23 protein-coding genes and 1 pseudogene are annotated in these 25,985 nt (G+C 53.0%); 5 read left to right on the top strand and 19 right to left on the bottom strand.

Annotated elements, in window-relative coordinates; genetic code table 11:
* Positions 1-2: 2 nt before the first annotated feature.
* The 12 genes and pseudogenes from P0X86_RS02485 to P0X86_RS02430 all read right to left on the bottom strand — a co-directional run bounded on the left by P0X86_RS02485 (position 3) and on the right by P0X86_RS02430 (position 13,919).
* Positions 3-2,243, bottom strand: a complete 2,241-nt coding sequence (locus P0X86_RS02485; protein WP_277747691.1) for a helix-turn-helix domain-containing protein — start codon at positions 2,241-2,243, stop codon at positions 3-5.
* Positions 2,244-2,308: 65 nt separating this feature from the next.
* Complete coding sequence (locus tag P0X86_RS02480) at positions 2,309-3,190, bottom strand: carbohydrate ABC transporter permease (RefSeq protein WP_009595681.1); 882 nt, start codon at positions 3,188-3,190, stop codon at positions 2,309-2,311.
* A complete protein-coding gene (locus P0X86_RS02475; RefSeq protein WP_277747690.1) occupies positions 3,184-4,149 on the bottom strand; it encodes an ABC transporter permease in 966 nt (321 codons plus the stop codon). Before P0X86_RS02475 ends, P0X86_RS02480 begins: the two co-directional genes overlap by 7 nt.
* Before the next feature lie 79 nt (positions 4,150-4,228).
* Positions 4,229-5,836, bottom strand: a complete 1,608-nt coding sequence (locus P0X86_RS02470; protein ID WP_192569899.1) for an ABC transporter substrate-binding protein — start codon at positions 5,834-5,836, stop codon at positions 4,229-4,231.
* A 510-nt stretch (positions 5,837-6,346) separates the two neighbouring features.
* Positions 6,347-7,276 carry an L-serine ammonia-lyase, iron-sulfur-dependent, subunit alpha gene (gene sdaAA / locus P0X86_RS02465; protein ID WP_277747689.1) on the bottom strand — a complete coding sequence of 310 codons (930 nt, stop codon included), beginning with the start codon at positions 7,274-7,276 and terminating at the stop codon, positions 6,347-6,349.
* Positions 7,273-7,956, bottom strand: a complete 684-nt coding sequence (sdaAB, locus tag P0X86_RS02460; protein WP_090910122.1) for an L-serine ammonia-lyase, iron-sulfur-dependent subunit beta — start codon at positions 7,954-7,956, stop codon at positions 7,273-7,275. Before sdaAB ends, sdaAA begins: the two co-directional genes overlap by 4 nt.
* A 39-nt stretch (positions 7,957-7,995) precedes the next feature.
* Positions 7,996-9,078: a dihydrodipicolinate synthase family protein gene (locus P0X86_RS02455; protein WP_277747688.1), complete on the bottom strand. Its 1,083-nt coding sequence runs from the start codon at positions 9,076-9,078 to the stop codon at positions 7,996-7,998.
* Entirely contained in the window at positions 9,078-10,094 is a 1,017-nt protein-coding gene (locus P0X86_RS02450; protein WP_012818718.1) for an NAD-dependent epimerase/dehydratase family protein, read from the bottom strand. The genes P0X86_RS02455 and P0X86_RS02450 overlap by 1 nt, the downstream gene beginning before the upstream one ends.
* 218 nt (positions 10,095-10,312) lie before the next feature.
* Positions 10,313-11,491 (bottom strand): IS110 family RNA-guided transposase, encoded by a 1,179-nt coding sequence (locus tag P0X86_RS02445; RefSeq protein ID WP_277745938.1) that lies wholly within the window; start codon positions 11,489-11,491, stop codon positions 10,313-10,315.
* Between the two features lie 249 nt (positions 11,492-11,740).
* Positions 11,741-11,875: a hypothetical protein gene (locus P0X86_RS02440; protein WP_255250561.1), complete on the bottom strand. Its 135-nt coding sequence runs from the start codon at positions 11,873-11,875 to the stop codon at positions 11,741-11,743.
* Positions 11,876-11,916: 41 nt separating this feature from the next.
* Positions 11,917-13,248, bottom strand: coding sequence for a hypothetical protein (locus P0X86_RS02435; RefSeq protein ID WP_277747687.1), 1,332 nt, complete (start codon positions 13,246-13,248; stop codon positions 11,917-11,919).
* Between the two features lie 218 nt (positions 13,249-13,466).
* Positions 13,467-13,919, bottom strand: a pseudogene (locus P0X86_RS02430) (SRPBCC family protein).
* A 209-nt stretch (positions 13,920-14,128) separates the two neighbouring features.
* On the opposite strand from P0X86_RS02430, the gene P0X86_RS02425 reads away from it, so the two are divergent.
* Positions 14,129-14,929, top strand: coding sequence for a helix-turn-helix domain-containing protein (locus P0X86_RS02425; RefSeq protein ID WP_277747686.1), 801 nt, complete (start codon positions 14,129-14,131; stop codon positions 14,927-14,929).
* Positions 14,930-14,948: 19 nt separating this feature from the next.
* Positions 14,949-15,407 (top strand): SAM-dependent methyltransferase, encoded by a 459-nt coding sequence (locus P0X86_RS02420; protein ID WP_096774728.1) that lies wholly within the window; start codon positions 14,949-14,951, stop codon positions 15,405-15,407.
* Between the two features lie 129 nt (positions 15,408-15,536).
* Here P0X86_RS02420 and P0X86_RS02415 read toward each other — a convergent pair whose 3' ends face one another.
* Both P0X86_RS02415 and P0X86_RS02410 read right to left on the bottom strand, forming a co-directional pair.
* Entirely contained in the window at positions 15,537-15,995 is a 459-nt protein-coding gene (locus P0X86_RS02415) for a sensor histidine kinase (protein WP_277747685.1), read from the bottom strand.
* Positions 15,988-17,163 carry a PAS domain-containing protein gene (locus P0X86_RS02410; protein WP_277747684.1) on the bottom strand — a complete coding sequence of 392 codons (1,176 nt, stop codon included), beginning with the start codon at positions 17,161-17,163 and terminating at the stop codon, positions 15,988-15,990. The genes P0X86_RS02415 and P0X86_RS02410 overlap by 8 nt, the downstream gene beginning before the upstream one ends.
* Positions 17,164-17,374: 211 nt before the next feature.
* On the opposite strand from P0X86_RS02410, the gene P0X86_RS02405 reads away from it, so the two are divergent.
* Complete coding sequence (locus tag P0X86_RS02405; protein ID WP_277747683.1) at positions 17,375-17,992, top strand: hypothetical protein; 618 nt, start codon at positions 17,375-17,377, stop codon at positions 17,990-17,992.
* A 71-nt stretch (positions 17,993-18,063) separates the two neighbouring features.
* On the opposite strand, the gene P0X86_RS02400 is transcribed toward P0X86_RS02405, so the two are convergent.
* The 3 genes from P0X86_RS02400 to P0X86_RS02390 all read right to left on the bottom strand — a co-directional run bounded on the left by P0X86_RS02400 (position 18,064) and on the right by P0X86_RS02390 (position 21,828).
* On the bottom strand, positions 18,064-19,494 hold the full coding sequence (locus P0X86_RS02400; protein WP_175320790.1) for an aspartate ammonia-lyase: 1,431 nt from the start codon (positions 19,492-19,494) through the stop codon (positions 18,064-18,066).
* Between the two features lie 253 nt (positions 19,495-19,747).
* Positions 19,748-21,112: a sensor histidine kinase gene (locus P0X86_RS02395; RefSeq protein ID WP_277747682.1), complete on the bottom strand. Its 1,365-nt coding sequence runs from the start codon at positions 21,110-21,112 to the stop codon at positions 19,748-19,750.
* The gene (locus tag P0X86_RS02390) at positions 21,109-21,828 is read right to left on the bottom strand and encodes a response regulator transcription factor (RefSeq protein WP_145040087.1); all 720 of its coding nucleotides are present in this window, start codon (positions 21,826-21,828) and stop codon (positions 21,109-21,111) included. Before P0X86_RS02390 ends, P0X86_RS02395 begins: the two co-directional genes overlap by 4 nt.
* Positions 21,829-21,989: 161 nt before the next feature.
* On the opposite strand from P0X86_RS02390, the gene P0X86_RS02385 reads away from it, so the two are divergent.
* The gene (locus P0X86_RS02385; protein ID WP_277747681.1) at positions 21,990-22,721 is read left to right on the top strand and encodes a hypothetical protein; all 732 of its coding nucleotides are present in this window, start codon (positions 21,990-21,992) and stop codon (positions 22,719-22,721) included.
* A gap of 97 nt (positions 22,722-22,818) precedes the next feature.
* On the opposite strand, the gene P0X86_RS02380 is transcribed toward P0X86_RS02385, so the two are convergent.
* The gene (locus P0X86_RS02380) at positions 22,819-23,742 is read right to left on the bottom strand and encodes a polysaccharide deacetylase family protein (protein ID WP_036664719.1); all 924 of its coding nucleotides are present in this window, start codon (positions 23,740-23,742) and stop codon (positions 22,819-22,821) included.
* Positions 23,708-25,030 (bottom strand): MFS transporter, encoded by a 1,323-nt coding sequence (locus P0X86_RS02375; protein ID WP_096774734.1) that lies wholly within the window; start codon positions 25,028-25,030, stop codon positions 23,708-23,710. The genes P0X86_RS02380 and P0X86_RS02375 overlap by 35 nt, the downstream gene beginning before the upstream one ends.
* 214 nt (positions 25,031-25,244) lie before the next feature.
* On the opposite strand from P0X86_RS02375, the gene P0X86_RS02370 reads away from it, so the two are divergent.
* Positions 25,245-25,961 (top strand): DUF421 domain-containing protein, encoded by a 717-nt coding sequence (locus P0X86_RS02370; RefSeq protein WP_277747680.1) that lies wholly within the window; start codon positions 25,245-25,247, stop codon positions 25,959-25,961.
* Positions 25,962-25,985: the final 24 nt, after the last annotated feature.

Genomic DNA, 25,985 nt, shown 5'->3' with positions numbered 1-25,985 from the left:
CCTTATTTTCCTGATGCTTTCCGATATTCGCTCGGCGAGACGCCGCTGTATTTCTTAAAGGTCGTCGTAAATGTGGAAGAGTTCGAATACCCTGTTTTCTCTCCGATTTCCGCAATGCTGAGGTCCGTGTTCCGCAGATATTCACGCGCATGCGATAATCGGACTTTGTTCAAGTACTCCACGTAATTGACGCCGAATGTTTTCTTGAAATAATTGGAGAAGTATTTCGAGCTGGTATCCAGCACTTCGGCCATATGATCCAAATAGAGGTTCTCCATGTAATGCAGTTCGATGTATTGGGAGATGAATGCGGGATTCAGCTTGCTTCGCGGATCGTGGTTCCGCGTATTGGCCACCACGCGCATCACTTCCATCAGCGCCTTCTGAATCTCTTCATAGGTGAAGGCTTGATCGACCTTGCGGATGAAATCACTCTCCAGCCGGAACAGCTCGTTGCGGTCAACGGACGGCGAATCCGCCTGCTTCATGACGAGGAAGAACATGCTCTTCGCAATATGCACCATCTGATGGTGATGGATGCGAAGATCCGCATTCTGCTGGAAAATATCGCTCACGATCTGCAGTCCCTCATCCACCTTGCCGCTTAGCATGCAGTTGCTCAGCTTCTCGATCTTCTGAAGCGGATAATAAATATCCGGGACGTACCGAATCTGCTCCGCATCGACCATGTCCGTGTCCGCATTCACATTCCGGTACAACCGCCCATCCTTAATATCCCGGTATGCTTCGGAGCAATTGCTGATTTTGGATTCGTACGTGCGGCTAACGCAGCCCCACACCGTGAACGTATCATGATAATCCTCGTTGCACCGCCTAACATACTCCTCGAATTTCCTGACCAGCTGCTTGCGCTCGGACGGCTGATCCAGACCGATTAACGCTAGGAATTTCAGTTCTTCGACATGATAAACCACCACATGTCCATAGCGCTCCTCCAGGCCGCCCCGGATCTGAGACGTCAGCTCTTCCAGGACAAAATCCGACTTGGCCGCCCCCTTGCCGGCAGGCTGCAAATACACGGCCGCCATCATGAAATGCCGGCACTGGAAGAAATGCGTGTAGTGCTTCTGCATCTGCATTTCCTGCTCGCGCGAATGGTGATGGCCGTCCAGCGTTTGCAGGAACACGCTTCGGCGGATATCCTCATCCACCAGATCCATCTGCTTCTTGAGGGATTCGTTCTCCCGCTGCACCTTGACGATGCCGCTCTGGATTTTCACGAAATCATTCCCTCGAAGAGAACTGCCCCCGAGCAGCTGCACGATGTTCTTCACCGGCCGGTACAGATAAATGCTGAGCAGCACCGACAGCATGACGTTTAACGCAATCGCGCCGTACATAATCCACGTATTGGCATCGGTGACGGAATCGATATTTTGAAACTTGTACGGCATTTTATTGATATATATAAAACCGTTATAGTCCGATTTGTAGAAATTGTACTCAAAATCGTCGTGCGTGAGGGAGGCTTCCTGCGACGGGTTAAAGTACACGTCGTTCAGAATGCCCACCAAATCCAGATCCTTCTCGGTGCTCAAGATGACGTTCCGGTTCGCATCCAGCACGATAAGCGAGGCCCCGGGAATCATGGAATTCAAATCGACCCCCTTAAGCAGCCGGTTTACGTTAATCAGGATCATCAGGTTTTTGTTCGACATTCTGACCTTGTTGCCGTCTACGGCAATCATCAGGTTCCGGCCGTACCCGCTGCTCTGATCCGCATAAACCTCCGCTGGAAAAACCGTAAGCTCGTGCTCCGATCGGGTAAACGTCTTCCAGAACATCGAGTTGAACTTCTGGGATTTATACCGCCTGTCAAACAATGCGTCCAGATTGCTGGTTCCGCGTGTCGTAATGGCCAAATCGTGATTGTCGAACGAAATGACCACATCTTCCACGATATCCACGTTGGATACGATGCTGGTGACGCTGTCCTGCAGAGAGATGACTTTCTCCATGTCAAGTTTGCCGTTATCCAGCTGCATCCGGTCCGAAGGAAGCGCATGAATGTTAAAAATCAAATTGTTAATGGAGGAGAAACTGCTATCAAACGACTGAATAATGTTTCTGATCACCATCCGGTTGTTCTCGCTCACCTTGTCGTAAATTCCGGTAATGGAATTCTTGTACACGATGTAATTGAATATGAACATGATGCCGATGACCAGTTGCAGAGCGAAGAAAATCTGGAGCAAGCCTCTGTTGGCGATCAATCGATTCATACGGATTCACCTCTCTTGGATGTCATCCCTTCATATTCAACATGATAGCCCCCGGCACCTTCCCATCACCCCTTTTCGGAACCGAGCATGACCCCTTTGGCAAAATACTTCTGGGCAAACGGATAGATCAGCAGCACCGGAATCATCGACAACACGATCGTTGCGTTCTTCATGGCCTGCGGAGCAAGCGCCGACGCATCCACCAGGCTCGGATTGCTTCCGTTCTCGCTGAAAATCAGCATATCCCGAAGCACGACCTGAAGCGGATACATATTCGCGTCGTTCAGGTAAATCAGCGGGATAAAGAAGCTGTTCCAATGGCCCATGAAATAAAACAATCCGATCGAGGCCAGTGCCGGTTTGGACAGCGGAAGCACAATTTGGAACAGGATGCGGTACTCGGAAGCGCCGTCGACGACGGCTGCCTCGCGCAGGGATTCCGACATGTTCTCGTAGAAGCTTTTGAGGATTAATAACTCAAAGGTCCAGATCGCATTCGGAAGCACGAGTGCCCATACGCTGTCCAGCAGGCCAAGCTCGGATACGATCAGGTAGTTCGGAATGATCCCCGGGTTCAGGAACATGGTCATGATGATTGCCAACAGGAAAAACTTGCGTCCGAAGAAATTTTTGCGAGCGAGCGGATAAGCCGCTACCGCCGTAAGCAGCAGGTTAATGGCCGTACCGAGCGCGGTATAAAAAATCGTGTTCAGATAGGCGCGCGGCACCCGGTCGTCGTTCAGCACCTGGGCATAAGCGTCGAGATTAAAACCCTTGGGAAACAAGGTGATATTCCCTTGCACCACTTCGGAGGTCGCGCTGAGGGAAACGGCGGTGATATAGACGACGGGGTACACGGTAATAATGGCAAGGCATGTCAGAATCAGCGTGTTGATAATGCCGAATAACGAGATGTTTCGAAGGCTGAATCGTTTGTTGTTTACCATAGTCCGCTACCTCCCAGTCGCTTGCTGAAGTAGTTGGAGGACAGCAGCAATATCATGGCGACAACGGCTTCGAACAAGCCAACGGCCGCGCCATAGCTATAGTTGCTCTCCAGAAGGCCCTTCCGGTAGACATAAGTCGAGAATACGTCCGCCACCTCGTAAGTCATCGGATTGTAAAGCAGCAATACCTTTTCGTATCCGATCCGAAGCATCGATCCGGTCTTCAAGACAAACATGATAATAATCGTTGGAAGAATGGCGGGAATCGTGATTTTAAAAATCATGTGGCGCCTTTTGGCACCGTCCACCTTAGCCGCTTCGTAAAGCGACGGGCTGATCCCTGCAATCGCAGCCATATAGATGATGGCTTCATAACCGACGGTTGCCCAGATATCCGATGAAACATAGATGGTTCTAAACCAGCTCGGCTCAATGAGAAAATACGTCTTCTCGAAACCTAACGTCGCGATCAGCTGGTTAATGATCCCCTGATTGGGCGACAGGAAGTCGATAATCATGCTGCTTATAATGACCACGGACAGGAACGAAGGCAGATAGCTGAGCGTTTGAACCGACTTTTTGAACCATTTCACTCTGACCTCGTTAAGGAGAATCGCCAGAATGATGGGAAAAGGAAAGCCGAAAATCAGATTGTATACGCCAAGAAGGAGCGTATTCTTGAACAGCAGCCAGAAATCCGGACTGCCGAAAAATTTCTCGAAATGCTTGAGCCCTACCCATTCGCTCTCCATGATGCCGGTAAATACGCTGTAGTCCTTGAAGGCAATGATCAAGCCGTACAGGGGCCCGTATCGGAAAATAACGTAAAACAACAGGCACGGGATAAACAGAATCAACAGCTGTCTGTCCCGCTTCATATGCTGAAAGGCCGAAACCATTCTTCTCCCAAACCCGCCGCGGGGTTTGGCGAGATTTGTCTCTGTCCCTGCACTTGACATGGTGTTCCCTCCTTAAGATGATGAGCAGCACCCGAGCGTCGTACCCGGATGCCGCCATCACTCTTATTTCTTCTGCGAATTATTTCGTGGCTTCATCCAATCTCTTCTGGGCTGCGTTGAAAATATCGACGATCTGCTTGGCTCCCTGCTTCTCAGCCTGCGCCTGCCATTGCTGCCACTGCGCATCGCCGTAGTTTTTGTTGAGAATGTATTTCGCGTTAAATTCATCCGCCAATTTCTTCAGGGAGGTTTGGATTTCCGCAATCTTTGCGGTTTCGTCATCCGTAAAGTTCACGACCGGATCCAGCGGCTCGAATTTATTGCCGTTCAGGAGCTTATCCTGAGCCTCCTGCTCCTTCTCCGTATAGTTGAAGTACACGCTGCGCTTGTCGGAATTGACATACAATCCTTGCAGCCACAGGCCATAGCGGTCCTCCAGCACGCTGATATCCACCAGCGGCACGTCGGTCAGCTCCGGATAGACGGCTTTATCGCCTTCCATCTTGAACGTCTCGCCTTCCACGCCCATCGTCACCAGCGTGGCGCCGGACGGGCTCGTCAGGTAATCGAGCAGCTTCAGGGAAGCTTCCTTGTTGTCGTTGTTGGCTACCGCGATGCTGAAGCCGTTCGTGATGCTCTCGATCGTCTTTCCGTTGCCGGTCGGTCCGACCGGATTGCCGTATCGCAGGTCATAGTTCGGATTTTGGTCCTTGACCTGGTTGTAGAACAGGTCCAAACGTCCGATCCAATCATAGGTGACAAAGGATTTATTGCCTGACGTCATTTTCGCCGTCCAGGAATCGTCGGTGTCCGTCATGAATTCCGGATCGAGGAGTCCCTCGTTGTACAGCTTCTTCATGAAATCGAGCATTTCTTTGTGCTCAGGCTGTATGGTAGCGTACTTCCATACCTTGGCCGTCTCGTCGTAATACGTCGGATAGTTGGCTCCACCGATTCCCCAGCCGAAGGCCCAATCGCGGAAAATGTTCTCTTTCGTTTTCGAGGCGTAAGGATAGGAATCCGGATAGGCTTCCTTCAACTTTTTGAGTGCCTGATAGAATTCGTCGGTATTCGTCCATTCCTTGATGCCCAGCTCATCGAAGATGTCTTTGCGGTACAGGAAGCCGTGGTTCACGTCACGGTTGATGTTTGCAACCGGCCAGGTATAGATGTTGCCGGATTCGTCTCCGTAGGACGGAATGACCCAAGGATTCTCGTCCACATACATTCTTTTGAAGTTCGGCAGCATGTCGACATATTCGTTAATGGCAACGACCGCTTTCTGCTTGCCGATCTTCTTCAGCTCCGGAGGCGTCAATCCGTGGATGATGTCCGGGAGCTTGCCGGATGCAACGGTTACTTTCAGCTTGTCTTGAAACGTAGCCGAAGAATAGGGTTGGAAATTCACTTTGATGCCGGTACGCTTCTCGATCTCCTTGGCAAGCAAGGAATCGTTCAGGTTGGTCTTCTCGCTGACGACCATCCAATTGATCGTTGTCGGTTTATCGACCAGCGGAAGCGCGAGACCGCCAGTATCCCCATATTGATCCGGATCTGCCGGTGCCGTTGGAGGTGCTGTTTCTCCGTCCGTTCCGGGAGCTGCCTCTTTATTTCCTCCACTGCATGCGGCCAAGATTGAAATGATTAATGTGAACACGAGTGCCATGCGAAACCATTTTTTTGTCATTTGCGTTCCTCCTCTAAATCCATCATTTGAATGCGGCTGACTGAATCTGTGCGATCGCTACTCTACCCCCGTCATTTCTTCTCATCTGTGTGTCTGCTTACTCATCCGGTCTACGTTTGTAAATCAAGATGCTTCCTATCATGCCTCCTTGTTGACGAAGATCCCGGCCTGTCGCAGGAATATTCTAAAATGATCGGGCATCCGCTGCCGAGGGTCCGGCACGGAATTTTCTACCCATCCACATCATAAAAACGCTTCCATGATTCGTAAAGAAGCGTATTTCTGCGAGATGGCGTTTTTTCTTCTTCAAGCGGGCGAAATGCCGAAAACCCGCATAACATCAGGCTTTTTGAGCATGTGGAAAATGCTAAAGCGGTAGAAATAGATAAAAAAATAGAGGGATTTCATCACGAAATCCCTCACGGAAGATGTTAAATTTCTTCTCTTCCCCATCGTATATTCATGAAGCAGAACGTCATCGGCGATCCATCAAAACGGGTGTGAATCCAATCACTCGTTTCCGTCCTTCTTCGCTTTGACACCCTTCTCCCGCAATTTCTTGCCTTCCTTGCCGTATAGATCCTTCAGGATTTTCTTGCCGGTCGGCGTCTGCGCAAGTCCGCCCTTCGCCGTTTCCCTGTGCTTGGACGGCATGGCCGTGCCAACCTCCAGCATCACGTCGATCACTTCGTCGGATGGAATGACGCTGCGCACGCCGGCAAGCGCCATATCCGATGCCGCCAGCGCCGTCACGGCGCCGAAGCCGTTGCGCACGATGCAAGGAATCTCGACAAGCCCGCCCACTGGGTCGCAGATAAGTCCCAAGGAATTCTTGAGCGCAAGCCCGACGGCGTGAACGGCCTGCTCCGGCGTCCCTCCCCGCAGCTCCGTCAAAGCGCCTGCCGCCATACCGATAGCTGAGCCGACTTCAGCTTGGCAGCCGCCCTCCGCACCGGAAATAAACGAGTTATTGGCAATGACGTAGCCGATTGCGCCTGCGCTGAACAGCCCCATCACCAAATGCTCGTCTTCCCAGCCGAAGCGTTCCTGCGTGCTGACGAACACCCCGGGAATAATGCCGCATGAGCCCGCCGTCGGCGTCGCCACGATGCGCCCCATGGAGGCATTCACCTCGGACACGGACAGGGCGTAGGCCAGCGCCGTGCAAGCGTCGGTACCAAGCGCGGGTACCCCGGTGCTCATATATTGATGAACGCGCACGGCATCGCCGCCGGTCAGGCCGCTTTTGGAAGGGACGGGTTCATGGATTCCCCGGTGCACCGCTTCCTTCATGATGCCGTAGTAATCGGCCATTTGCTTGAACGTCTCGTCCCGGCTTTTCCCCGTTTCCTTGATCTGTTCATTCAGCATCAGCTGGCCGATCGTCACCTGATCCTCCCGGCAGCATGCAATGATCTGCTCCAGCGTAGAAAACTTCATGACTGCGCCTCCTCTACTGTCAAATCCGCGATGACGACGCGATGCACGCTCGGCAGTCCTTCGATATGCTTCATCAATTCGGCCGGAACCGCTTCGTCCGACTCCACCACCGTCATGGCATCGCCGCCCCTTCCCTTGCGGTCCACGTCCATATAGGCAATGTTGACGCCGCCGGCCTCCAGGAGCCGGGTGATATGCGCGACCATGCCCGGCGTATCGTCATGAAAGACCAGCAGCACCGGATAATTCATCGTAAACTTGACGTCGAAACCGTTCACGCGCAGCATTTCCACGCTGCCTCCGCCAATGGAAGCGCCCGCAATGACATCGGTATGATCGCCGCCCTTTAGCCTCAGCTCCACGGTATTCGGGTGAAAGGCCACATTCTGTGCCGTCTTGAAGGTAAGTTCAATGCCTGCCGCTTCGGCAAGCTCGATCGAATTCCGGATGCGCATATCGTCCGTGGCAAAATCAAGCAGCCCGCCGACGACAGCCAGATCGGTGCCGTGGCCGCGGTAGGTTTCGGCAAAAGATCCATAGAACACAATTTCCGCCTGATCGGGGAATGCTCCAAATATGCGCCGCGCGGCTCTTCCGATCCGCACGGCCCCAGCGGTATGGGAGCTGGAAGGCCCCACCATGCTGGGCCCAATAATAGAAAACACATCTTTAAACCGCATGCGCGATTCCCCACTTTCGACTATTCTGCCCTCATTGTATCAGTCTGCCAGCCAACTTTCCAAGTGCTCCCGAATAAAATCGTCATCGTTTAAATGGGGATAATCCCGGTAGACCCGATCAATCTCTTCCGATTGTCCGGGAGACAGCGTTTCATGCGGATTCAGGCACCATGTGCCTTGCAGCAGCCCCTGTCTGCGGAGCACCTCATGAATGCCCGGGATGCAGCCCGCAAACTGATGCGCGGGATCGAAGAAGGCCGCATTGGAGTCGGTAATCTCGACGTTGCGCGTCAGCCATTCCTTCCCGAACTGCTCCTGCTTGCGCGCCTCTTTGATTTCCTCCAGCAGCTCCACCGCTTTCCTGGTCCAGACCGCCCAGTGACCGAGCAGACCGCCGACGATAGGCTTGGCGACCGGCGTTCCGTCCACCTGGAATCGATAGGTCGTCAGCAAATCGTTGACGATGTTATCGTCATTCCCCGTATAGAGCGCAATATCGTCTCTGCGGCTCGAATAACAGACCGCACGAACGACGTCAATCGTCTGGTAGCGGTTGAATGGGGCCATCTTGATCGCTACGATATTCGGAATTTCTGCGAAGGCACGCCAGAATTCGAAGGAGAAGATGTTGCCGCCAACCGATGGCTGAAGATAGAACCCGATCACCGGCATTCTTTGCGCGATCTCTTCCGTGCGCTTCAGAATAGCCTCTTCGCTCCAGCCGCTTAACCCGCCCATGCTGAGCAGGACGGCATCATAGCCGAGCCTGCGGGCGATCTCCGTTTCCTCCACGGCTTGCTCCGTGGGGCCGCACACGCCGGCCACCATCAAGAAGGGGCGGTCAAGCTCCGCCCTGCGGATCTCTTCCGCCGCGAGCCGCAGCACCGGTTCATACAAGTCGATGCCTTTATCGCGGATCTCGAATTGGGTAGAGTGAACGCCGACCGCCACACCGCCCGCACCGGATGCGGCGTAATAGCGGGTCAATGCCCGCTGGCGGCGTTCGTCCAGCTTCCGGTTCTCGTCCAAAGCCAGCGGATGCGCCGGTATGACGAGCCCTTCGTGAAGAGCTTTCAGCTTCTCGGGGGCCAACCTCTGCATTGCAGGAATCTGTCCGCTCATTAGAATTTCCCCTTTCTCTCTTGGAAGTGCGTCGGCTTGTTCCAGCTCTCGCCGCCGGATTGCACCCATGCTGCCGTCCAATCCAGCATCTGCAGCAGCGACACCTTCGGATAACCGAAGAGCTGGTGGGATTTCGAGGCGTTGTTCAGGAGTGCGGTCTCGGATTCCGTACCTGTAAAGGTCACTTCCTTGCCCATCCGTGCCGCCAATTCCTGTGCCGCCCAGCGGATCGACATCGTCTCCGGTCCGGTAATGTTGATGATTTCGGGAGGCGAGCTGCAATGCAGGAGCGAACGGAGCGCCATCTCGTTGGCATCCCCTTGCCATATGATATTCGCATGCCCCATCGCCAGGTGAATCGGCCGGTCCTCATGGATCGATCTGGCAAGCTCATGCAGAACGCCGTACCGCATATCGATGGCGTAATTCAGACGGTAGATCGCCATCGGCGTACCGTTCTGGTGGGAGAAATATTCAAAGACGCGCTCTCTGCCGAGACAGGATTGCGCATATTCCCCGACCGGCTCCGGCGCAACGGATTCGTTGACTCCGCCGCTGCCCACCGGCGAGAACGGATACACATTCCCCGATGAGAACACCACCATGCGGGATTGCTTGAATTTCTCGGCCACCCGGCCCGGCAAATACGAGTTCATCGCCCAAGTAAAATATTCGCGGCCGGTCGTGCCGAATTTGTTGCCGGCCATATAGATCACGTTTGGAGCCTCGGGCAGCTGCTGCAGCTCCCCGTCGTTCAGCAGGTCGCACGATATCGTCTGTACGCCCGCCTCCTCCAGCTCGCGCCTGGCCTCCTGGTTCGAGAACCGGGATACGCCGATGATCCGTTTGCCGCCACCGCCTTCGCGCACGGCGTTGGCGGCCAGCCTTGCAAGGCTGGGCCCCATTTTTCCGCCGACGCCAAGCACCAGGATATCCCCTTCCAAAGACGCCAAATCGGCAACAAGCTGTGCTGAAGGCTCCGCCAGCTTCGCTTCTAATGCTGCAACGGTTAACATGAACAATCTCCTCCTCCGATTGATGATTCTTCTTCATCATACGGCCCCGTTTGATATAAAGACAAATCTTTAAATCGTCTTTAAATAAACGGCACACAAAAAAACCAGCTAATACTTGTCAAGCATTATAACTTGGTTAAATAATAGAATACTGATATACTTTTCTAAACAGCACAAATAACCTTCAGTGGCGTGAAGGTTATGGGAAAATATGGTTTTTAGGCTTTGTAGGGTTCGCTTTTACTTAGGATGGCATAAATGTGATGGAGAAGCTTGTTGGCGCAAGCGATCACGACCACCTTGTAGGGCTTGCCCTCTTTTCTTTTTTTGTCGTAGTAATCACTGATCCTGCGGTTTGCACGTCTGCGAATCCCGCACTGTACGGCAAGATAGAGTGCTCGCCGTAGTCTTTTTGAGCCTCGTTTCGTGATCCGGTTGCTTGTAGCCGTGAATTTTCCTGAGCTGTAAATCCCCGGATCTAATCCTGCGTAGGCTACAAGTTGCTTCGCATCCTTGAACTGGCTTGCATCGCCCAGCTCTGCCACGATGGCTGCCGCAAGTTTGTTCCCTACACCCGGGATACTTTTGACCAATTCCACTTCAGGCAACTCCCCAGCCAGTTCTTCCATCTGCTTTTCCAAATGATTTAACTGTTTATCGAATTCCAACAGCAGGGAGACCATGCTAGTCAACGCTATGCTCTGGGATCGACTCCTCTCTTGTGTTTTCCAGCCCAACACGAGTTCTTTCAACCGTTTTGTTTTCTCCGTAATCCATCCTTTGGAGTGGGATTTACCTACACATTCAAGGATCAGATCCCCCACATCTTCGACCTTGTTCTCCAAACATCGCTCTAGCACTTTTAATGATGTGGTCGCATACAGATTATGAAATAATCCGATGAAGTCCGGAAACACCTGCTCAAGCAAAGCTCTGCTGTTTAACTTGGCCTGTACGTACATCGCGGTTACAAACTCATGTTGCCTCGTTAAGTGTTGAAGCTCGGTGTAGGTTTCCTCCCACTCTCGATGCGCTTTAACGTCCCCTCGGTAGTACATCTCAGCCAAATGCCATGCATCTGCTGCATCTGTTTTCACCTTGCGAAGTTGCGTACCTTTCGATCGTTTCGCTTGCAGAGGGTTAACGATGTAATGAGTCCATCCACTACGTTTAAGATACCCTACCAGACTTCGATGGTAATGTCCGGTCGCCTCAAGGACAACAACGGGCTCGACGCCACTTTTATGTTTGAGTGTTCCTAACAGTTCCCCTAGCCGTTCAAAACCTTCCGGCCCATGATGAAGCTTCTCCATCCTCCCGAAGGGTTTTTCGCGACCGATAAAGGCCTGGATAACGCTAACCCCTTTGGCCACGTCTATTCCTACTACTGGCTGCATAATAACCTCCTTGATTCGATACCGGCATTCCCACATGGTCTCCAACCCCATAGCTTCGCTTGTGATGCGAGGTCTAAAGCCTCTACCAGCTCAAACATAGTCGTTGGACGGTAGTGAGAGAACCGTTTTTTTGACGGGATCTGCGTCCCTAAGCCACCTTCGTTCTCCCGGCTACCACCATCGTATAATGCCTACAAAAATAGGCCAACCAGAAATCTGGTTGACCTAATAATACGAAGCCCCCTGATGTCAGGGAGCAAACGAAACGTTCAGCACGATATATCGAAGCACGAAGAAGGCAGCGATAAAAAGGGAAGCCAGTCCGAGCAGCGTAAAAATGAAGATTTTCTCTAAGCGGGAAAACGGGGCTCTCGTTCGCTTCAAGTCCATCACCTCATCTTCCATTATAGGAAACGCCTGATATCTTATTCCAAAAAGGTGAATCGGAAGATTTGCCTCGGCCTTCCTCTCGGCACCTTCTCGATCCCCGAAATCTCCACCAACCCGTTGTCGGTCCAAAGCTGAAGCAGCCGATGCGCGCTGCGGACGGTAATGTCCAGCAGGTGGGCGAGCTCATGTACCTTGTATTCATATTTACCCGAACGGGCGCGCTGGTTCAGCAGCTTGCTCAAATAGGCGCTCGTCATGCCCGCATCCTCTGCCCGCTTGATCAGCCCTGCATCCGTAAAGGACAGCACCTCCAGCACGGGATCGGCCATCTCCAGCGGCCCTATCAGCGTACCATCCTCACGCACGATAAAACAGGCGTTGCCGCCAACCTCCTTGGACTTCCGCATCGCGATGCGCGCATGGGTTCCGGCCATACTGGCCGACCTGCCGAATCCCATGCCGATGCTGAGCGAAATGCCGTAGGTTTTGTTCACGTCTTTGGCCAAGGGAATCGTTTTGTAACCTCCGGTTTCCCTTTCGAAGATGCCGCGCGTCGTGAAAAACAGATACTCGTCCCCGCCCAGATGGGTCAGATAACCATCCAGGGATTCCACATAATCGAGCACCATCCGGTGAATATCGAGCTTCAGCTTCTGCACCTCATGCTCATTGTTCCGTCTCAGCGCCTGCGTGCCGAAATCGTCTATATTTATCATCCCGACCACAATCTGGCCTTCCCAGCTGCGGCGGGATGCCGTGGACAGCAGGGCTCGCTCCAGCGATACCACGATATCCTGATCGGAAGGAAGCAGCCATTCATTGGGTATTCCGAGCCGCGTCAGTTCTTGGGCCACGGATTCCACGCCCGTGAATGCAACAGAGCAACCGCCGGATTCGTATTGATGGCGATGAAACGCGATCAGGCTGCTCTTCGGGGCGTAAGCCGGCCCGTCGTAGACGACAGCCTGTACAGCAGGGATGCCCAGATCCTTCATGGTCCGAACCACCATCGTCTCGGTTAGGGTGTCCACCGATATGCCTCCATCCAATCGTTCCTGCTGTCCGGCATGGAACAGCGCTTTATATAAACCCGCGTCCGTGACGGGAACGTAATGTACAGGGATCTTGACCTGACCGAGCTCCTTCACCTTGCGCTGGGACAACGGATCCGAGAGGAACAACACTTCGACTTCGCTCCCGATCCGCTCCGCCAGTGCAGGCGCTTCGTCTTCATCCTGGAAAACCAGCGGCGCAGGGTCAAAGGAAGGAAAGGTTTCTATGACCTTCATGATCTTGTCAACGATCGTCCGGGTTCCGATAATACCGATGCGGATTTGCTGGACAGGGGGGCGGTTCCGCTCCGTCATGATGCCTTCACTCCCATCTTTCCCATTTCCGAGAAGCCGTGCATGAGCAGGCCGGTACGGATACCTAAATCATACCCGCTATCGAAAATTTGGCAAGCGGAAGCTGGACTCCCCCTAAACAGGCCCCTGCCATTTCACAGCAAAAAAGAGCCGTAACGGCTCTTTTCAGGATTGCTTCGCACCATTTATACGGCAGGGCGAAGCTGTTGTCCTTGAGACTACCAGCCCAGATCCAGGGTTTTTCCCGTCTCCGCATAGGTCTTCAAAATGCTCATGACCATCCACCAGCTGTCCGCCGCCTTGGCGCGAGACGGATGATCGGGCGTGTACTGATCATTGACGAGCGTCAGCTTGGTACAGTTCCCTACCGGCTCGAGGGTGAACGTGATGCGGGACTCCAGTTCCTCATGGTTTGCATAATACGACGGACCGGGATGCTCGGACAGGCTCAGCACCTTTTGCGGCTCATAAGCCAGAACATTCCCGTAAACATGAACCGTCTCCTCCCCGTCATTCCCCGGGCCTACATAAGCGAAAGGCTCTCCAACTCGGAAGGAAGACCTCAGCTAGCTCCCGAAAAAGGTAGCTCGAGTCCCCTCCGGCGAAATCAAGACTTCCCATACCTTCTCCGGCGAGGCTCCGATATAAAACTCATATTGCAGCGACTCCATGCAGTTTCCCCCTACCTTCTATATAATGCGCAGGAAGACCGGCTTGTCCTCCTGTGATAAGATGATGTTATCAAGCAGCCGCAATCCAAGTATTGTAAAAATGCGACGGGTTGCTTCCCGCGAACATGGCGTGCAGCAATCAAGTCCCGTACGAGGACCGTGCCGTGCCAAATCAAGCCTGCTGCGGAATTATCGGAGGTGGTTATGTCATGATACGGCGTTCTGATCAGCCCAGCCTCGGCATCTTGAACATGGGAAAAGCCGGAGAGAAATTCCAGCTCTTGCGCGTCCCTCCGTCGGAGGACCTTTCCCATTTCATCAAGCATTACTGGATCATTCATTGGGATTTAACCGGCCAGGAGCCCCATCAGCAGGATGTCGTTCCCAACCCTTGTGCCAATCTGGTCGTTCAATCCCGTCGAACCGCTTTTTACGGCGTATCGAGCACGAGACATTCCCACCATCTGGCGGGCAGGGGGCAAGTATTCGGCGTCAAATTCAGGCCCGGCGGATTCCATCCGTTCGCGAACATAGCCATGGACCGTCTAACGGATTCCTCCATAGACACCATGGAGATTCTCCATGTTGAGCCTCAAGTGCTGGAAGACCAGCTATTGACTGCAGAGCAGCCGGATCACAAGGTCCACCGCATGGAGGAGCTCTTTCGCCGCATACTGCCCGACAAAGATGAATCGATTGAACGAATCAACGCGATCGTGGATGAGATTCATCGAAACCGCGACATCCTCCGGGTGGAACAGCTTAGCGATGGGTTCCGGATGAGCCCGAGATCGCTTCAACGTCTATTCAAGTCATACGTCGGGGTGAGCCCCAAATGGGTCATCCGCCTGTACCGGCTGCAGAATGCCGCCGAGATGCTCGAAGGCCCCGATCAACAGGATATGCTGAAATTAGCCATGGACATGGGGTATTATGACCAATCGCATTTTATACGGGATTTCAAAGCGGTGATCGGTAAGACGCCGGAAGTTTATGTTAGGGAACGATAAATCTAAGGGAGGTAACAGCATGTTTACGATACAGGCGATCGGAACGATCCATAACGAAAGAAAGGCGATTCAGGATGATTACTGGGGGGATGTCATCTCGAAGATCAAGCTGGGCGAAGAATGGAATGAAAGCTCCCTGGATGGGATTGAGACGTTCAGCCACCTTGAAATCATCTATGTCTTCCATCTCGTCCAGGACGACAGCATCCAATACACGGCGAGACATCCGCGAAATAATCCGAGCTTTCCCAAGGTCGGTATCTTCGCCCAGCGCGGCAAGAACCGTCCCAACAAGCTAGGAGCCACCATAGTGGAGCTGGTAAGCAGAGAGGGCAGGTCCGTTTTCGTTAAAGGGCTGGATGCCGTAGACGGGACTCCCGTCGTTGATATCAAGCCTGTCATGAAAGAATTTTTGCCGAAGACAAAGACCAAGCAGCCCCAATGGGCTACGGACATCATGTCCCGTTACTGGGAATAATGATTAAGATTCTTCATAATTACCAAAAAACAGCGCTGCCGCCTGTCCCTTGAGGTTCAAGGATCGGCCTAAGCCAGCGCTGTTTCTGTTGATCCGCATCATGCTGCATAACCTTAATGGTTAATCAGATTAATTAGAAAGGCTCTGACCCGAGACCGGCAGACGGATCTCAACCGATGTTCCCCGCTCTTCCTCGCTCCGGATGACGATCCGGCCATTGTGGCTTTCCATGATGCGGTGAACGATCATAATGCCCAGCCCATTGCCGTCCGGCTTGGTGGTATGGAAGGGTTCCCCAATCCGCCGAAGCACGTCCTCCGTCATGCCGGAGCCGTTATCCGTAAAGGTCACGCGCTGATATTCATCCTCCACATCCATCTGAATGTGAATGTTTCCGCCATACGGCAGGGCCTCCATCGCATTTTTCAGGATATTGAGAAAAACTTGCTTGATCTGGTTCCGGTCGCACAGAATCGTTGCATTCCGGCCGAAACATTGAGTCATCTTTATGCCGCCAAGGCTTGCCTGAATGGCAAACAAATGAAGCACTTCCTCCAGAATCTCGCCGCAATTCTCAAGCTTAAACACAGCCGCCTGGGGCTTTGCCCAGGATCATGAATTCCCCTACCATCAGATTGGCCCGCTCCAGCTCGGACATGATCAGGTCATAGTGCCGGAGAGCGGCATCCTTATTGGCCAGCTGAAGCATTCCTTTTACCGTCGTGAGGGGATTGCGGACTTCATGGGCGATGCTGACGGCAACCTGGCCGGCAAACACCAGCTTCTCCGTATTCCGCAGCACTTCCTCCGTACGCTTCATCTCCGTAATGTCACGCAGGGAGCCCACGACCCGCATAAGCTGCCCTTCCCGGTCATACACCGGCTGAACATCCAGGATATAGTGGTGCATGCTTCCGGATAACTCAAGGGACAGCTCTTCTCCGATGCAAATCTCCTGTCCGTGTATCACCCGCTCATAATACTCGCCAATCGGCTTGATGCCGAACACCGGGCGGCCCACGTATTTCGTCCGGTCACGGTCACCGGCATCCGGGCACAGCAGGCTTAAGCTGGTTTCGTTCATCTGCAGGATCTGGCCCTCCGCATCGGTGATGATCACGCCGTAATGCTTCGTTCCCAGCAGCACCTGATTCAAGGTTTGCAGCTGCGTGTTCTGTTTGCGGGTCACCATCTCCCGTTCCAGGGAATCGGCCATCGTGCAGAGCAAGGCATATAAATGCGGGTGAACAAACTCCTTGTTCGTCATTAGGGAGATCGTCCCTATGATCGCCTTCCCGTCTTCGCCGTGAAAGGGAGCCGAATAACAGGCCATGCGGTGAAGAATGTGATGAAAATGATCTTCTCCTATCAACTTAAACGGCCGTTTATACCGAAGGCACAGATCTATCGAGCTGGGGCCGTCTTCTTGGGAATACCCGCTGCCCTCCATGATGCCCAAATAACGGGCCGTTTCTATGATGGTCGGGTCCCCCTCCATATCAAGAATGAAGCCCTCGTTATCCGTCATCGTAATCACGACAGGGTTCCCGGATCCGGAGGAAAGGAATTTATTCACGAAGACTTGGATCACTTCGATATATTCGTTATATTTGGCACGCCTTGCAGCCAGTGCTTCAGCATTCAATCGATAAGTATGTGTTGGAAGAAGCTCCGGGTTCATCCCCTTGTCTATACACTGCTGCTTTGCTTGTTGAATGATCTCCTGATCGGTTATCACACCAAATCGATTGTTCAAAATCACATACCCCTTTTATCATACTGCCACTTTCATGTCACATATGTTTATTCTAACACTTTTATCGGCAAATGGAGCCCAACCGTAAACTTAATGAGCATGCGAATATGCAGCCTTCATCTTATCATGGGAAAGAGCTCTATATCTCCCTCCTTTTTATGTAACTATTTACAGGAAATATCCGTTTAGACTATAAAGGAGATGAGAATCCATGTTCAAACGTCATGCAGCTTATTACGGCTTCGCTCTTGCTCTTCTGATTCTTGTAACAGCCTGTTCGAGCACCCCATCCAACGCGCCGGCTTCGTTGCCCTCCGAACCTGCGACAAGTGCAGTGACGGACCATGAGAGTCCGGCGGAGCGCATATTATCATTGTTCGAAGGGGAGGACATGAGTGCCGAGGATAAAGCCACGAACATGCTGGCTCACTTGGAGGGCATGGACTGGACGGAATATAACCGCCTGAGCAGCGGCAAAACGCTGGAAACTCTGGAGCTGCTGTATACCCACCGCTCCCTCATCCAGCCCAAGCATTATACGAGCCTGTTCCTCGCAACAACGAATCTCGACGGTGCCTCTACCGAGCAATATGCCGCCATCGTCGGTGAATTGTTTACGAAAGACAGGGAGGGCGTGGTGCAGGCACTTGCTGATTTGGGTGACGAAGCAAGTAAGCAAAGCGTCATCTCAAGCATAGCGTACCATCTCGGTTACCAGGATGTTGCCCAAGTGAAACAAGAAATCCATCAGTGGCAAACGAACAAGGTGCTACGTGATGCCGAGAAGGACGTCATCGCCTCCCTCATAGCGGCACTCGACAATCCATAAATGCAAAAAATAGAGCTGACCCCGAATGGAATCGGGGTCAGCTCTATCACTCGTTATCGTTAAAGACATCCTTATTGATTCAACAGGAACTCTTCCCCCGCAATGCCCGGCGATGTCATGTGGTAAGGATCCAGAATGACCAGAATCTGCTCCTCTGTCAAAAGCCCCTGTTCCAGTATGATCTCCTTGATGCTTTGACCTGTCTTCTGCGCTTCCTTTACCAGCCTGGAGGCTACGTCATAGCCCAAATGCGGGTTCAATGCCGTAATGATGCCATAGCTGTTATCCACGAAGTATTTGCAGCGTTCCTTATTGGCTGTAAGATCAACCATCAGATTCTTGTAGAACACGTCCATGCCGTTCTTCAGGATTTTCAGGGAGTGCATCAGATTGTTGGCGGCCACCGGAACCATGACGTTAAGCTCGAATTGCCCGGCTTCGCAAGCCAAACTGATCGTATGGTCATTGCCGATGACCTGGAACGACACCTGGTTCATGACCTCCGCCATCACCGGATTGACCTTGCCCGGCATGATCGACGAGCCCGGCTGTCTCGGAGGCACGTTCAGCTCGTTCAAGCCGGCTCTCGGTCCGGAAGCCATCAGGCGGATGTCGTTGCACATTTTCGAGAAGTTCACCGCACACACTTTGAGCGCAGCCGACAATTCCATGTAAGCATCCGTGTTCTGGGTGGCATCCACCAAATCCTCGGCTTGCTTCAGGGAGAAACCTGTCTGCTCAATCAAATGCTGGACGACGCTCTGCATATAGTCCGGCGTTGCATTTAATCCCGTGCCTACGGCCGTCGCGCCCATATTGACAACCAATAACCCTTGCGCTGCCCGCTCGATGCGGTGGATGTCCCTTGTCAGCACGTTGGCATAAGCCCCGAACTCTTGTCCAAGCCGGATCGGTACCGCATCCTGCAGATGCGTGCGTCCCATCTTGATGACATCGTCGAATTCCTTGGCCTTGTCCTGAATGCCGGCGACCAAGGTCCGGAACACGCCAAGGAGATCCTGGGTCAGACGGTACGACGCAATGCGGATCGCCGTCGGAATGGCATCGTTCGTGGATTGCGACATATTGACATGATTATTAGGATTGCAGTAGAAATATTCGGCCTTCTGTTTTCCCAAAATCTCCAGCGCCCGGTTCGCCAATACCTCATTCATGTTCATATTGATCGAAGTGCCCGCCCCGCCCTGAATGGAATCGACAATGAATTCGGAACGGAGATTGCCTGCGATGATCTCGTCTGCCGCCTCTATAATGGCGCTGCCTATCTTTTTCGGTAGCAGGCCAAGTTCCATATTAGCCAGCGCGGCCGCTTTCTTTACTTCTCCGAGAGCCGAGATGAGCTCGGCATGAATGGGCACCCCGCTAATCGGAAAATTCTCTACCGCCCGGACCGTATTGATGCCGTAATAGGCATCTATAGGAAGCTGTTTTTCCCCCAGAAAATCTTTCTCCACTCGATACTGCATATCCATGGACAACATCACCATCGCCTTTTGATTATTTTGTATCTTGCTTGTCACCTGTTATCATCCAGCTTGCCCGGATATATACAGAATTCTGCCTACTAACTTGAAATCCTCTATAGCTTACGCGTTTTGTTAGGGAATATTGAATAATATGTGTGATTGCGCAAAAAATGAGGCTTTCTCTAAGTATAAATACCCAGAAAAAGCCCCTCTTACCCCAAACGGCTTGATTTCCATTGACTTGCGTTAAGATGGATGGTTACAGTCCCTAAGCCACGGAAGCCTTCCCGTGCACCGGGAAGCCTAACGAAATCACGGCCCCTCCCTCTTGGCGATTCCCCGCCGTGATCAGGCCTCCGCAGCGCTCCACGATGGCCCGGGCAATCGCCAAACCGAGTCCCGTCTCCCCGTTCTTGCCCTTCACAAACCGATGGAACAGATAAGGCAGCAGCTCCTCGGAGATCCCTTCGCCGTCATCGGATACGGTGAGCACCACCCGACCTTTTTGGAGACCGGCTTGAATGTAAATATGCTTGCTTGCATGCCTCGCCCCGTTCGAAACGATGTTCAGCAGCGCCTGCAGCAGCTTATCCCGGTCGGCATACACCGTTAACGATTCGTTATCCCCGTACGAAAGATGCACGAACAGCCCTTTTTTCACCAGAACCGGATTGATCCTCTCGATCGTTTCCTCTACAAGCTCTTTCATATTGACTTCTGAGGCCTTGAAAATATCATCTTCGCTGTCCAGCTTGGCCAGCAGCGTCATCTCGGTCACGATATTTCTCATCCGGCCGCTCTCGCTCATAATGATATCGAGCCCTTTGCGAATATCCTCCCCTTCGAATATGCCGTCCCGAATTCCCTCCGCATATCCGGATATGGACATGAGCGGCGACTTCAGCTCGTGCGAAGCGTTCTGGAAAAATTGTTTCTGCACATGATTGTACCGCTCCAGCTCACCGGCCATTTCGTAGACGGACTCTGCCACGGCGCCGAGCTCCCCGCTTGCCGACACGCGCCGGACTTCGGAGAATTGGCGCTCCTTCACCTTCTTCAATTCTTCCCGCAGATGCATCAGCGGCTTAATCAGCCGCTTGGTGATGAATAGGCTTAAGATCACCATGACCACGGCCCCTGCGCCGAATACGAGCATCAAGCGCCCCAGCAGCGCTTGCTCAATCGCCTTGATTTTGCTCACTGGCGTAATCAGCGTCATCGTCCCTTGGGGAACTGCCGTAACCTCGGTTAGGAATTGCCCGTCCACCGATGAGGATTTAAACGAAGCTATGCTATCGGGTCTGGCTGCTGCTATGCCCATGTACTGGGCGGTAGGGGTTACAGGAGTCGAGCGGACTATATTCCCTTGGCTGTCCTGAATAATAACGCCTACCTCGGCAACCTGCGCAGAGGCAAACCCGCTAACGGTCAAAGGCTCGCTCTCGATAGGGATGCTCTGTGCAGCCGCTGTTTCCAGCTTTGCCGTTAGCGCCGCCCCAATGGACTGCATGTCCTTTCTTTGCGTGCCGATAAAGTGGTCCAGCAGCACATAATGAATGACGACGGCCGTCACGGACAGCACGAGTATAAGCGACAAAGCGAACGCAAGATTGATCTGATGGACCAGCTTCATATCGATGATTCCTCCCCATCCGTTCTCATTCGGTATCCATGTCCCCATATGGCCTCGATCGGCAGCTGCTCCACTTTCTTGCGCAGCCGTTTAATGAGATGGTCAACCGCCCGGTCGCTCCCAAAATAATCGTCCCCCCATACGGAGGTCAGCAGTTCGTCCCTGGTAAACGCACGGTTCGGATGCTCGGCAAACACTCTCAGCATCTCGAATTCTTTGTTGGTCATATCCACTTCTTCCCCGTTCCAGAACACGCGCCTCTCCTCCAGCAGTAACTGAAGCCGCCCATTGCTAAGCTCCGGGGAAGCGGCCGCAAGCCGCGGGACATTCTCCGCTCGGTTGAATTTGTACCAACGGCTCAGCTGCCGTTTGATTCGGGCGACCAGCTCGCGAGGGCTGAACGGCTTGACCATATAGTCGTCGCTTCCCAGCTCAAGCCCCAATATTTTATCCACCTCGCTGTCCTTGGCCGAGATCATGATGATCGGGACCTCGGCTTCCGCGCGGATCCGCCGACACAATTCGAAACCGTCCATGCCGGGCAGCATAATATCGAGCACCCACATATCCGGCGGATTCGTTCTCCACATGTCCCAGCCTTCCTCCGCCGTGCCAAGGCCCACCGTCCGGTAACCCTCCTTGCGCAAATAAGCCTCCACCAAATTTCGTATATGCAAATCGTCATCCACAACGGCGATGAGATAGGTTTGGTTCATATCATTACCTCCGAGCTTCATCTCCTCTTTAGTATACCAATCGGCACAAAGCGAATGGGGAATGCCATTGTTTTTCCACAAATACACCAATGTTCTGCCAATGCTGATTCGTACACTGGGTACTGTAAGACAAACCAACCCCGATAAGGAGTGTTAATACGATGAAGCACAAACTATTTGGCAAGCTCGCCCTATCCGCTGCCCTTCTTGGAACAGCAGCTCTTCCCGTCCATGCCTCGGGTGCCGAAACCCCAGCCGATGCACCGAACCAAACAGGTAAAAGCGCGCCCGTTGCCACCACGGCAACCATTTCCGTTATGCCGAATCCGTTGGAATTGGCTGAAAAACACGCGCCGGAAACGGTTCAGGACTGGAAGGATACGCTGGCGAAATACGGGAAGCTTGCCGGAACCGAGGGAACCTTCTTTTTCTCGGAGGCCGCGGCTGTCACTGCAGATAACGGCAAGGTAAAGCCGGTCGCGGCAGAAGGCGAATTCGGAATATCCATTGCCGTGAAGGCTGTTCCGGCTGAAGCTGTCAAGGGATTCGTGGACAGTGGCGATATCAAGGATATACAGATTACCAAGATCAAGGAGCTTGTCCCTCTCGAAAGTACCGCCATCAAAGCAGCGGAAGCCGTGAAAACTGATGCCGGCAACGGGAAACACGACGTGATCCGTTTCGAGACAGCCAGCGTGAAGGCAGTGAAGCTCAGCGATGCAGAAAGTTTGGAAGTGAAGATCGACGATGAGGATCTGGCGTTTATCCATGCCAGAATTGACCTCTTCAAAGCGATGGATTCCAAGGACGCCGACGCCATTAAAAAAGCGCTGGCGAAACTGCTGGACCAATACAAGGCACAGATTGCCAAGCTGGAAGCTGAAGCGAAGTAACGTCGATGCGAGACCGTACATGACAGTGCGAGCCCAGCGTACTTAACCGAAAACAAGCCCTGCCGGTGCCGCGGCAGGGCTTGTTTTTAGCATAGGCTTACGTTTTTTTGGCCATTGCCTTCATCAGCTTCACCGCCGAGCGCACGCGGGGACGCTTCAAATGCTCCTCCACGTAGCGGTAATCCGTCAGGATCACCTTGGCATCCCGCAAACCGTAAGCAAAATCATCATCAAACAGCAGGCGGTACTCCCATACCCGCTTCTCCCAATTCGGAATATTCGCCAGCATCCATTCATCCTCCGCCCCCGGGTGAACGTACGTTTCGCTGACCCCTTCGGGGAGTCTGTACAGCTTATCGATCAGCGACTGTTTGAAGCTCTCGTAGGTCTCTCCCTCGACGACGGGAAACGGATGCGAGAGCAGATAATCCGGGATCGGCACGCCGAACGTATCGGCCAGGCTGGAGGCAAGCGCCACCGGCCGCTCGATATTCGGCAGCGTGCTGAGCAGCGGATCCTCCGGATGAATATAGCGAAACAAGCGCGCGGGGAGGCGCCAGCGGGAAGTCTTCCACAACATCTGCGGAATAAGGCTCCGCCCCGTTTCCATCCCGTAAAGGCTGCCCATGTGGTTATCCGCATGGCTGATGCGGATGCCGGCCTTCTTCGCCAGTCGGTATTGCGCCTCCAACTCTTTTAGCACGGCGCCCGTCTCCGCTCCCCGTTCAAACTCCTGAACCGTCCGGTATTGATGACCGCTAGCGTCATGCAACGAAGAATGACCGGTCAAGCTCTTCCACCGCAAAGCTTCGAATTCGCTCGTCAAGGTCAGATGCAGCCCCACATTGGGTTGGCGACGGCGTGCGGCCCAGGAGGCTGCCTCCTCAAAGCCGGGGGCCACGGTCATGATGGTCGCCGATGAAACTTTATTCTCCTCCAGCAGGTGCCGGATCGCCTCATTCATGGCCTTGCTCTGTCCGAAATCGTCACAGTTGATGATCAGTCTTCGCTCCATGGTCATGCCCGCCTCCTATGGATTTTGAGAATTCGATTTTGGTTGCATACGACAGCACGAAGGAAATGGCCAACAGGCATAAGGGAACGACACTGATTAAGTACCGAAAGGTCGATTCCGGATCGCTCCCCGGGTTGTCACCGCTCTCATATCCGAATATCATGCCTACGACAAAAAACGCCAGGGCGGAGATCAATCCGCTGGAACGGGTAATAAACCCGCTGACCGCCGTATAAATCCCTTCTCTGCGAAGCCCTGTCCGCTCCGCATCCTCATCGATGATGTTTCCGCTAACCATGGCCGGCGTAACCAGAAATCCCGCCAGACCGAACCCTACCCCGATCCCTGCCAGAATGCCGCTCATCAGATCATAGCCAAACCACAGAGGGATGACGGATAACCCATATATCCCTAGCGACAAACGCCATGCCTTCACGCCGTCCATCCGGCGGATCATCCAGTACCACACGAACACCAAGGGGATGACGGATACAAACACGGCCGCCAGCAGAATCGACACTTGATTGTCCGGGATGCGGAGCACGTATTTTGCGTAAAAAGGGATCGTGGAGCTTATCAGTCCATTCACCGTCTGGGCAAAGGAATTGGAGATGTTGAACACCCAGAACTTCTTGTTTCGCAGCGTTTCACGAAACGCGTGGACAAGCTTGAGCGGCTCGCTTGCGCTGTACGCCTCTTCCTCGCGGACGCTCATCATGCACAGGAACATGAACACGCCGAACAGCAGCGCGTACAGAATCGCCATGTTCGAAAATCCCATGGCGTCATAGATGATCGGAGTCAGCGCAGTACCGATCAACAATGCCACCACTTGATAGCCCTGCTGGATGGCCGAGGCCTTCGCCCGGATGCGGTCTCCGCGGAACAGTTCGGGGAACAGCGCCCCATAATTGACCCATAATACGGTTGCCACGGCTTCATACAGGATAAGGGCAACCAAAAACCACATAAACAGTCCGTTCTCAGACAATCCTTCCGGCGGCGAGAACACGAGCACGAAGGTCAGCATGAAGAGCGGAATCGCCCCGAATACCCACGGCCTGCGCCTTCCCAGCCTGGTTCTGGTGCGATCGGACCAATACCCCATGAGCGGATTGTTTACCGCATCCCAGATCAGAAATACGGTTCGTGCCAGAGATGCCAGCCCTATGCCAAGACCCAAGGTATCGACGTAGAAAAAGATGTAAAAGGAGCTGAACGCCTGACTCGGAACCATCATGGCAAACATGCCCAGCGAAAATGAATACGGCGAATTCACCCAACTGCGCTTCATCCGTTTCCCTCCATCCGTCATGGACGATTTTGTTGTACAGTATTCGGCATGCGAAGGGAATATACCTGCGCAAACGAAGGCTTAGGTAATCTCGTCTATAGATTCGAGAAAAAGCCATGATCCAGACTTGGAATGGACGTATATACATATTTTTCATGACAACTGCCCACCCTTCTAGTTAAGGACCACAAAATCTTCGGAAAGGGTCTGTGCCATGGATCTCCTTAAGGATCTTCTGCTAGTGCTTGGGAGAATTTATACCATTTACCCGCTGCTCTTGGGCGTTACCCTATTCATGGGCCGCCGTTCCATCGCCGAGCTTCCCGTTTTCGACTACATCATTATCCTGTCCCTAGGCTCCGTGGTCGGAGCAGATATCGCGGATCCCAAAATCGAACATATCCATACCGCCTTTGCGATCATCGCCATCGGCTTGTTGCAGAAGCTTGCCTCGATCCTGCTTGTGAAGAGCCGGCGCATCGGCAAGTGGATTACATTCGAACCGCTGATTGTCGTTAAAGACGGGCAGTTCATTTATCCGAATATGAAAAAAGCACGTTACTCCATCGATAACATTTTGCAAATGCTGCGCAAGGAACAGATCTTCGATATGGCGGAAGTCGATATGGCGGTGCTGGAGCCGAGCGGTGCTTTATCCATCCTGAAAAAGATGGAGAAGACCGCGGTCACGCTGGAGGACCTGAAGTTAAAGCGGCAGAATGCCGGCCTGTCCTACGCCGTCGTCAAAGAAGGACGCATTCAAACGATTACCCTCCGAAAGTTAAACCTTACCGGAGAATGGCTGGAAACTCAGCTGGGTGAGCGGGGAATCCCCCTTGATCAAGTATTCTTCGCTTCACTCGATGAACAGAAGCGTTTAAATATCACCATTTACGATAAGGAAATTCCGCTCCCTCCCTTGTATCATTAAGGATCCCGAAAGAAGCCTGGCGCT

The organism is Paenibacillus sp. BR1-192 (genome assembly GCF_029542445.1).
Taxonomy (GTDB): Bacteria; Bacillota; Bacilli; order Paenibacillales; family Paenibacillaceae; genus Paenibacillus_AQ; species Paenibacillus_AQ lautus_A.
The sequence above is the reverse complement of the archived record's forward strand: the minus strand, read 5'-3'. Positions and strand labels throughout refer to the sequence as shown.